We start from the raw sequence: 1,651 nt of genomic DNA, 5'->3' as shown, positions 1-1,651 counted from the left end.
CTCCTACATGGGCTATGACATCGCCAGTCGCCGGATCGGTGACCGCGCTAACACTGCTATGCGCTTGCCATTCGCCGTCGACATAGGACCCTGCACGCAGCAACTCCGTATCGCTGAGACCAGCGAGGGCCTGCCGTGCCGTCATGATCGTGTTCAACATATCGGCCCCTTGCCGTTGTTATTTCAACGAAGCCTAATGGAGCAAGCCAGCAGATTTTGTGATGAAACGATTGCATAGACGCAGGATTCCTGTCTTATTTTGACCAGATCAAAGAAATTATGCGGGAAGCCTTATGCGACTTGATCGATTAGACGCGCGTCTGCTGAGCATCGTGCAGGCGCACAACCGCCACACGAGCGAAGAACTCGGTGAGATGGTCGGCCTTTCCGCCACCGCGGTACAGAGGCGCGTCAAGCGCTTGCGAGACGAGGGGGTGATCGAGGCCGACATCTCCGTCGTGAAGCCGAAGGCCATCGGCCGGCCAATCGCCATGCTGGTTTCGGTGTCCCTGGAACGCGAGCGGGTGGATATCGTAGACCGCTTCAAGCAGTCCATCCGCCAGACGGCGGAGGTTATGAACGGATACTATGTGACAGGGGATGCGGACTTCGTGCTGATCGTGACAGCCCGGAGCATGGAGGACTACGAAGTTTTTACGCGAAAATTCTTCTACGAGAACCCTGACATTAAAGGTTTCAAGACAATGGTGATCATGGACCGCGTCAAGGTCGGCTTCTCAGTGCCGATCGACGCTGCTGATTTCTCATGATGTCAAATCAAAGGCCTTCTGCCTCGAAATTAGCGAGTCGAAACGTAGGGAGCGGCAGCTGGCAGCAATGGCAACTTTGAGCGCGAAGCTGTATGTGCGTTGGGCATTCTATGTCGGCTTTTGGTTAGTGGATTGAGCGCAGGAATGACTGCCATGGGGCGCATACCAGACATTCAGCTGACCGTCCGCGTGCCGGTCGTATCATCCCTTCCACATGGTCGATCGGAGAACAGCCTGCATATGCTCTGCGAGGTCGAGTTCACCGCGCGCCTCGATCTCTAAAAGATATCCGGCCTTGGCCAGGCGATCCCCTTCCCCAACCGCAGCATACCTGCAGATGGCGAGCAATGCCCTCTCCTCCTCCCGGCTGGCTCCGTCGGATCCGCTTCTACCACGGCCTATTTCGTGCAAGGCTTCGCCGAAGGACGCGTATGCTGCCTTGTGCACGTCAATCAGCGTTCGCAGTTTATTGGACGGTTCTGGGTCTTGGCCCGGCGGCTCTGTGCCGAGTGCAGCTGCCGCAACCGCCGAGGCGACGACTGCGCTGCCAGAGTGGACGAGCAAGACGCGGCGGTTGATCCTGGACGTGGCGAACTCTCCATTTGCTTCGAGGGCGATCGAAACGGTGACCTAACCATCAGACCGTAACACGCCGGCTTGCGCATTCGTGTCAGTATGGAAGGTCCGATGTCAGCTGAGTCGGCTGGGCGATGCACACGCATCTCCGACAGGATGCCGCGCCCCACAGGACGCGATGGAAGCTTGGATCGGCGGCAGGCTTGTCACGGCAGAGGTGCTTCCCTCGAAGCCGTGAAGCCTGCGTTCGTAGTGCAGCAGGGAGCGCCAGCCGACAAGCCTGCGCTCGGCCGCCATCCTACGGC

At 58.4% G+C, this 1,651-nt stretch carries 1 protein-coding gene; it reads left to right on the top strand.

What is annotated here, in order from left to right; genetic code table 11:
• Positions 1-293: 293 nt before the first annotated feature.
• The gene (locus NKH35_RS31645) at positions 294-770 is read left to right on the top strand and encodes an Lrp/AsnC family transcriptional regulator (protein WP_023715356.1); all 477 of its coding nucleotides are present in this window, start codon (positions 294-296) and stop codon (positions 768-770) included.
• Positions 771-1,651 lie beyond the last annotated feature (881 nt).

The sequence above is a fragment of the Mesorhizobium sp. M1143 genome, assembly GCF_040318435.1.
In the GTDB taxonomy this organism is placed as follows: domain Bacteria; phylum Pseudomonadota; class Alphaproteobacteria; order Rhizobiales; family Rhizobiaceae; genus Mesorhizobium.
Note: the sequence above shows the minus strand (reverse complement) of the source record. Positions and strands in the feature narration are given on the sequence as shown.

What these genes read in the sequence shown, in the direction of transcription:
- NKH35_RS31645 (WP_023715356.1), top strand. Translation starts at nt 294, where the DNA reads ATGCGACTTGATCGATTAGACGCGCGTCTGCTGAGCATCGTGCAGGCG.